We start from the raw sequence: 7222 nt of genomic DNA, 5'->3' as shown, positions 1-7222 counted from the left end.
CTCATCAGGGCGATGCGCCCGACGGCGATCATCGCGTCGTGTTGACGCTGGGCCAGACTGCGGTGGTCGTTGTCGATTTGAGCCTGTGTCGGGGTCCCCGATGTGCAGGGTTGGGGATCGTCGGGATTGCACATACCCGGTGCCGCGTACTTTGCGAAGATCACTTCCCACACGGCCCACGCTTCAGGCGTCAAAGTCCCGAAGATGTCAATCATCCCGTCGGCGCGCTGTTTTTTCTTGGTGACCCCGCGCTTGCGGGCGCGCTCGGCGTCATCGGGCTCGGGCCCGTCCTGATCGAGCAAAAACAGCGTCAGATCGGCGCTGTCCTTGAGTTCCTTGGGACCGACGCCGACCGCCGTGCGGACCAGGTCGACCTCGAACTGCTCGCGAGTGGCCGCATCGACGAATCCGGGCAACCTGTCAACGGCCCTGCGGATGACGTCCACATGCTCGCCGTTGATCAGCCCATGAGCTTGCGCGACAGCCGTCGCGGGCAACGCCGGCGGCAGCGACGGCCCAGTCACCGCCTGACGCGGCGCCAGCACGGCAGCTTCGGTCAGTCGCCGGTTGGCCTCGGTGGTCGAGATCCGCCAGCGGACCCTCAACACCTCTTTCCACGATTTCGCACCCATCTGTTGCGGCGTCGCCTCGACCTGCAGGCGGGCCAGCAAGCGGTGGCGCATCGCGGGAAGTTGGCACCCGAGAGCTTCGAGCTCATCAAGAGCCATGACGAGATCCCGGCGGGTCAGCAAGTCGACGTCACAGGCGGCCGCCTCCTCAAAGGCCGCACGCAACACGGTCACCGCGGCCTGCAGGTCATCACCCGCCATGCCTCGAACATACATTCGACCCCCGACAGGCCACTGACTCAAAGTTTCTGGCAGGTCCGCGTATCCACAACGCGGCCGGTGTTGAGGAGGTTGAGTGGGGCATGGCTAGATCACGTCGAACAAATATCCCTGCCGAGGAGAACCCGACTGGTGTTGACGGGTCGACGTTGGCGCAGCGCAGAGCAATCACTGAGGCGGCGGCGAGCCGCTACTAGCTGGCGCGAAGGCAATACCGCGCGAAACGTGTTGCTGCCACGGATGTGTGATCAAGGATGTACCGGTGCGCGTGCAGCGTGTCAGGGCGATAGAGACCGGATCGAAGCTGCACGGTCCCCCGGAAGTCGCGCGCTGGGATGCGTATGGCGGTCATTGTCTTCGCGGGCGGCTTCCTACGCCTAGCGTCGTGGACTGCCGGCGGGCTTGGTTGCGCGGTCACGACGTGAGGTCTCCCACGTTGCGGTGGGTAATGTCCCGTCGCGCAACGCCGCTCCGACGTTGGCCAGCAGATGCTGCATGACCGCGACACAGGCGTCGCCGTTGTCACGCAGGTCGGTCATGCCGCGGTGAGCGAGAAAGGCATTCACCCGGCGCTCGATCGGCCAGTCAGCGTACGTCAGGCCTGCGAACTCCGACCCGAGGAATCCCCAGGCGATGGTCTCGAGGTCAACCTCGCACAGCCCGCGCAGGTGAACGGACGCGCGTGGTCGCGACGCGCGCTCCAGGCGCGCGGTCATGCGGGCTTCTTCGATTTGTGCAGTGAGGCGGCGGTGTGCGGCTCGTCGGAATGGACGGTGAGCAGGATGACCGAGTCCTGCAGCGCGTCCAGGCAATGCCGACGAGTGGGCAGAGTCACCTGATCGCCGACGACGCCATCCCAACGGTCCTCGATGGTGCTCAGCCGCACGCGCCCCCTCAGCACCTGAAGGGTCGCCTCGGCCGGATCGGCTTCTTGGCGTAACCGGAAGCCTCTGGTCAGCGCGACCACCGTTTGGCGCAGCCCGTGATCGGGGCCGCCGTGAACGGTATAGGCGGCCCGGCCCCCGAACCGACGTGCCCGGCCGAGCTGTTCGTCGGCAAGCACCTGCAACGGAACCGATCTCATCGTCTCCACCTCTGCTTCCTTTTCGATGCGTCGCCCCGCGCCCATCACGAGGGCCCGGTTGTCGAGGCCAGGTGCGCCACACACAGATCCGGTTCGGCGAACGGCGTCAGCGCATCGACCGTGATCGGAGCATCCCAGACCTCCAGTGCGCCCTGCATGAGCCCGAGATGGACCGGACAGACCGCATCCTGGCGGCTGCCTGCTACCTCGAGGAACGGGCAGTTGCGCAACCCGATCTCGCCTTGACCCGTTGTGCCGGAGTGTTTCTCGGGTGCGAACCCCAGGTCGGCGAGCAGATCGGTGAGCCGATCGACGGCCTGACGGCGGCTGCGCGCTCTGCCGGGCTGGGCGACATGACCGGCCCAGGCGCGTCCAGCCGCGACGGCCGGCCGCTCGGGCTGGGCTTGGCGCGCGAGCGCATCGGCGAGGACGGCGGCGAGCGTTCGATAATCACGCGGCCCCCCTGGGTCCATGCCGACAACTGCACGAAACATCAACGGGGGCCGGCCCGGTCCGGTGCGGTCTGCCTCCACGGCTTCTACGCGACCGGACTGAACCAGCGAGTCGAGGTGGAACCGCGCGGTATTGGGGTGAATGTCCAAGCGTTCGGCGATCTCGGCGATGCTCAACGCGGCCTCTGCGCTCCGCAGCAATGCGAACACGTCTTCGCGACGGCCGCTCACGGCTGGTCCTGCCGCTCCATTGCGGCCACCAGCGGGGCATCGGCGGCCACCGGCCCCAGCTTGGCCGCCCCACCCGGCGAGCCCAAGGGGGCATCGCGTCCGGGCAGCGTCTCGAAGAAGAAGGCGGCGTTGTCGGCCAGGTGTCCATGTTCGTCGGCCGGAAGGTCATCTTCGTAATAGATCGCCTCGACCGGGCACACCGGTTCGCACGCACCGCAATCCACGCACTCATCCGGATGGATGTACAGCGCCCTGCCGCCCTCATAGATGCAATCCACCGGGCACTCTTCGACGCACGCCCGATCCATGACGTCCACACAATTCTTGCCAATCACGTAGGTCATGTCACCGAGTTTACACAAATATAACTTGTAAAAACTAGGGCCAATGTCCCATGATCAGCGGTGCGCGACCCCCTCGGCCTCGCGATGACGTCCGATGTGGGATTCGGCGCGCATGCGGTCGACCATCCAGGGGTAATGCAATTCGAATGCCGGCCGTTCCGAGCGGATGCGCGGGAGTTCCGTGAAGTTGTGCCGCGGCGGCGGGCAGCTGGTGGCCCACTCCAGCGAGTTGCCGAAACCCCAGGGGTCATCGACGGTTACCGGCTCGCCGAATCGCCAGCTTCTCAGCACATTCCACGAGAAAACGATCATCGATATGCCGAGGACGAAGGACCCGATGGAGGAGACGACGTTGAGCGTGGTGAAGCCGTCGGACGGCAGATAGTCGGCGTAACGGCGCGGCATACCTTCATTGCCCAGCCAGTGCTGCACAAGGAACGTGGTGTGAAAGCCGATCAGCGTCAGCCAGAAGTGCAGCCTGCCGAGTCGCTCGTCGAGCAGTCGACCGGTCATCTTCGGGAACCAGAAGTAGATTCCCGCGAAGGTGGCGAACACGATCGTGCCGAACAGCACGTAGTGGAAATGCGCGACCAAGAAGTAGGTGTCGGTGACGTGGAAGTCGATCGGTGGGCTGGCCAGCATCACCCCCGACAGGCCACCGAGCAGGAAGGTCACCATGAACCCTACCGAGAACAGCATCGGTGTCTCGAAGGTCAACTGCCCCTTCCACATTGTGCCGATCCAGTTGAAGAACTTGATGCCCGTCGGTATCGCGATCATGTAACTCATGAACGAGAAGAACGGCAGCAACACTGCGCCGGTGGCGAACATGTGGTGTGCCCACACCGCCATCGACAAGGCGGCGATGCCCATCGTCGCGAAAACCATGTTGTTGTAACCGAACATCGGCTTGCGGGCAAAGACAGGGACGATTTCGGTGACGATACCGAAGAACGGCAACGCCACCACATATACCTCTGGGTGGCCGAAGAACCAGAACAGGTGCTGCCACAGGATCGCGCCACCGTTGGCAGCGTCGTAGACGTGGGCGCCCAGATGCCGATCCGCCGCCAACCCCATCAACGCGGCCGTAAGCAACGGGAACACCATCAACACCAGAATTGATGTGATGAGGATGTTCCACGTAAAGATCGGCATTCGGAACATCGTCATGCCCGGCGCGCGCATGCACACCACGGTGGTGACCATGTTGACCGCACCCAGAATCGTGCCCAACCCGCCTACGGCCAGGCCCAATATCCACAGATCACCGCCGGCTCCGGGGGAGTGGATCGCATCTGAGAGCGGCGTGTAGGCCGTCCAGCCGAAATCTGCGGCGCCGGTCGGCGTGATGAAGCCCGACAAGACGATCAGACCGCCGAACAGAAACAGCCAGTAGGACAGCGCGTTCAGTCGGGGGAAGGCGACATCGGGCGCGCCGATCTGCAGCGGCAGAACCAGGTTGGCGAAGCCGAACACGATCGGAGTGGCGTAGAACAGCAACATGATCGTGCCGTGCATAGTGAACAGCTGGTTGTACTGCTCGTTGGACAGGAATTGCAGACCCGGGCTCGCCAACTCGGCGCGGATCAGCAACGCCATCAGGCCGCCCGCGAAGAAGAAGCCGAAACAGGTGACGACATACATGATTCCGATCAGCTTGTGATCGGTGGTCGTCACCAGCCTGTAGACCAGGGTGCCCTTCAGGCCGACACGGGCTGGGAACGGGCGGCGAACTTCCAATACCGCGGGAGGCGCTTCGGCGGTCACGGGTTTCCTCCTGTCCACACGCGGTGGTGATGGTGTGGACCGGCTGGCCGGGCGGTCAGCCGGTTAAATTTCGGCTCGCTTCGCCAGCGAAAGTGCGGTGCATGTCCGCGCGCGTGTGCGGTCGGACGCTGGTGACGGATGCTGCTGCAATACAGCGTCTTTAGTGAGCAGTAACCTGTTGTGGCCGAAGCTGCACCGTCGCCGGAGTCGGCGCTTCGCCCGCGGTCCGTGCTCGGTGAACGACCGCGACAGCCTGCCGTCAGGGGAGCTGTCGCCGCACCTGGTCAGCGGCGCATCGCGACCGCATCGCCGGCGTCGTGAACCGGCCTGGTATCGGCGGCGACGTCGGCTATTCATCCGGACCTCCCGCTACTTTTTACAAGCTAGGGTTGTGTAAAATACTAGCGCGGACGTCGCCGATATGAAACCCTTAACAATCCCTACGTTGCGGCGGGCCCCCGGTTGGGTCCTGCCGCCGGCCAGGGCTTGCGGCGCTTGCCGATGCGACGTGCCTTTGACTCCGCCGACCCAGTTGAGAGAGCGGCTGGTAGTCGCCACACCACTGCAGCCCACGACATTGGCGGTGTCGGTTTTTCGCCAACAGTGTGGAGTGGCAATACGTCTACGGCGATGCAGCGCTCAGGAGTAGAACGAGTCGAGCAACTCCTGGTTCTGTTTTTCGACGACGCCCCGCTTGACCTTCAACGACGGTGTCAGCTCACCGTTTTCGATCGACAGGTCGTGGTCCAGCAGCTCCCATTTCTTGATCGTTTCCCATCGATTCAGTTGCGAGTTGAGCTCGTCGACGTACCCGCCGACCATGTCGCGCACCGCATCCGACTTCACCAGCTCCGAGTAGGACTTTCCGCCGAGGCCGTTTCGCTCGGCCCACCCCGACAGCGCATCGGGATCCAGCGTGATCAGCGCGACGCAGAAGTTGCGGGATTCGCCGAAGACGAGCATGTGACCCGCATACGGGCACAGAGCCATGAACTTGCCTTCGATGGCCGGCGGCGCAACGTACTTTCCGCCCGAGGTCTTGAACAATTCCTTGATCCGGCCGGTGACCGTCAGGAAGCCGTCCTCGTCCAACTTGCCCCGGTCCCCGGTGCGCAGCCACCCGTCGTCGGTGAACGTCTCGGCCGTCTTGTCGGGCAGGTTGTGGTACCCGTCCATCACACACGGGCCCTGCACCTGCACCTCGCCGTCATCGGAGAGACGTACCGACGTGCCGTCGAACACCTGCCCGACGGTGCCCAGCTTGTAGTTGTCGGGCCGGTTGATGAACGCACCGGCCGCGGTTTCGGTCAGGCCGTAGCCCTCCAGGATCAACAGGCCTGCGGCGTGGAACCATTCGGCGATATCGCGGTTCAGCGGAGCGGAGCCGGAGATGAAGAACTTGATGCGCCCGCCGAACACGTCGCGCACCTTGCTGAAGACCAAGCGGTCGAACGCGGCGTGCGCGATCTTCAGCGGAAGCGGTACGTCCTCACCCTTCAGCCGGTGCCGGTCGGCATTGCGTCCCACGGCGAAGGCGGCTTCGAAGAGCTTCTCCTTCACACCCTCCTGAGAGGAGGTGACCTTCGCGTGGGCCTTCTCGAAGATGCGCGGAGCAGCGCCCATGAACGTCGGCTTCACCTCGGCCATGTTCGGAACGATCTTGTCGACGCGGCCGTCGATCGCGCTGGCGAAGCCGCACGCCAGCTGGGCCGTGATCAACACCTTGCCGAACGCGTGGGCCAGCGGCAGCCACAACAGCTGCAGGTCGTCCTCGCCCAGGATGCCGAAGTCGGCGATGGTGTTGCCCTCGTACACCCACGCCCGGTGCGGCAGCCTCACACCTTTGGGCTTGCCGGTCGTCCCCGACGTGTAGATCAGTGTCGCCAACATTTCGGGCTTGATCGAGTCCGCGGTTGTCCGCACACACTCCGGGTGATCTGCGAGGTACTTGGTTCCGACGTCGATCAACTCGGCGATGGTGGTGACCTGGTCCCCGTCGCCCGCACCGTCGAAAAGCACCACCTTCTCGAGGCGCGGCAGGTCGTCGCGCCGCTCCTTGAGCTTCTCCAGTTGCGTCTCGTCCTCGGCGAACACGACGCGAGACTCCGAATCGCTCAGAATGTAGGCGGTATCGGGCGCGTTGGTCGTCGGGTACACCGTGGTGGTGGCCGCTCCCGCGCACATGACCGCGAGATCCGCGAGAATCCATTCGTACCGCGTGCTCGAGGCGATCGCGACCCGTTCCTCGGGCTGGATGCCCAGTGCCAGTAGCCCGGCCGCCACCGCCTCTACCTGTTCGGCGGCCTCTCGCCAGGTAAGCGAAACCCACCGATCCCCATCACGCCTGCGGAACGCCTCCCGGTCGGCGGACTTCCCAACGCGGTCGAAGAACATGGCGGCCACGTTGGCCGGCGACACGGTCGTGGGTTTCTGGTTGGTGTCGGTCGACATCGCTGTTCTCCTGGAATCTCGTACGGCACCGGTGCCGCTAGT

General features: G+C 64.3%; 7 protein-coding genes. All 7 read right to left on the bottom strand.

What is annotated here, in order from left to right; translation table 11 throughout:
• On the bottom strand, positions 1-845 hold an 845-nt coding region (locus A5759_RS14685; protein WP_156616922.1), incomplete at its 3' end, for a DUF222 domain-containing protein.
• 380 nt (positions 846-1225) lie between these two features.
• On the bottom strand, positions 1226-1564 hold the full coding sequence (locus tag A5759_RS14680) for a hypothetical protein (protein ID WP_197506035.1): 339 nt from the start codon (positions 1562-1564) through the stop codon (positions 1226-1228).
• Positions 1561-1932, bottom strand: coding sequence for a hypothetical protein (locus A5759_RS14675; RefSeq protein ID WP_068198964.1), 372 nt, complete (start codon positions 1930-1932; stop codon positions 1561-1563). Before A5759_RS14675 ends, A5759_RS14680 begins: the two co-directional genes overlap by 4 nt.
• Before the next feature lie 44 nt (positions 1933-1976).
• A complete protein-coding gene (locus A5759_RS14670; protein WP_068198888.1) occupies positions 1977-2615 on the bottom strand; it encodes a metalloregulator ArsR/SmtB family transcription factor in 639 nt (212 codons plus the stop codon).
• Positions 2612-2959: a ferredoxin gene (gene fdxA, locus A5759_RS14665; RefSeq protein ID WP_068198886.1), complete on the bottom strand. Its 348-nt coding sequence runs from the start codon at positions 2957-2959 to the stop codon at positions 2612-2614. Before fdxA ends, A5759_RS14670 begins: the two co-directional genes overlap by 4 nt.
• Before the next feature lie 54 nt (positions 2960-3013).
• Positions 3014-4729 (bottom strand): cytochrome c oxidase subunit I, encoded by a 1716-nt coding sequence (ctaD, locus tag A5759_RS14660; protein WP_068198884.1) that lies wholly within the window; start codon positions 4727-4729, stop codon positions 3014-3016.
• A gap of 639 nt (positions 4730-5368) precedes the next feature.
• The gene (locus A5759_RS14655) at positions 5369-7180 is read right to left on the bottom strand and encodes a long-chain fatty acid--CoA ligase (RefSeq protein ID WP_068198883.1); all 1812 of its coding nucleotides are present in this window, start codon (positions 7178-7180) and stop codon (positions 5369-5371) included.
• Between the last annotated feature and the right edge of the window lie 42 nt (positions 7181-7222).

This window comes from Mycobacterium sp. 852014-52144_SCH5372336 (genome assembly GCF_001665615.1).
GTDB classification, from domain to species: domain Bacteria; phylum Actinomycetota; class Actinomycetes; order Mycobacteriales; family Mycobacteriaceae; genus Mycobacterium; species Mycobacterium neumannii_A.
The sequence above is the reverse complement of the archived record's forward strand: the minus strand, read 5'-3'. Positions and strand labels throughout refer to the sequence as shown.

Coding starts and splice junctions, on each gene's coding strand:
- A5759_RS14680 (WP_197506035.1), bottom strand. CDS start 1,564: ATGACCGCGCGCCTGGAGCGCGCGTCGCGACCACGCGCGTCCGTTCAC.
- A5759_RS14675 (WP_068198964.1), bottom strand. CDS start 1,932: ATGAGATCGGTTCCGTTGCAGGTGCTTGCCGACGAACAGCTCGGCCGG.
- fdxA (WP_068198886.1), bottom strand. CDS start 2,959: ATGACCTACGTGATTGGCAAGAATTGTGTGGACGTCATGGATCGGGCG.
- A5759_RS14655 (WP_068198883.1), bottom strand. CDS start 7,180: ATGTCGACCGACACCAACCAGAAACCCACGACCGTGTCGCCGGCCAAC.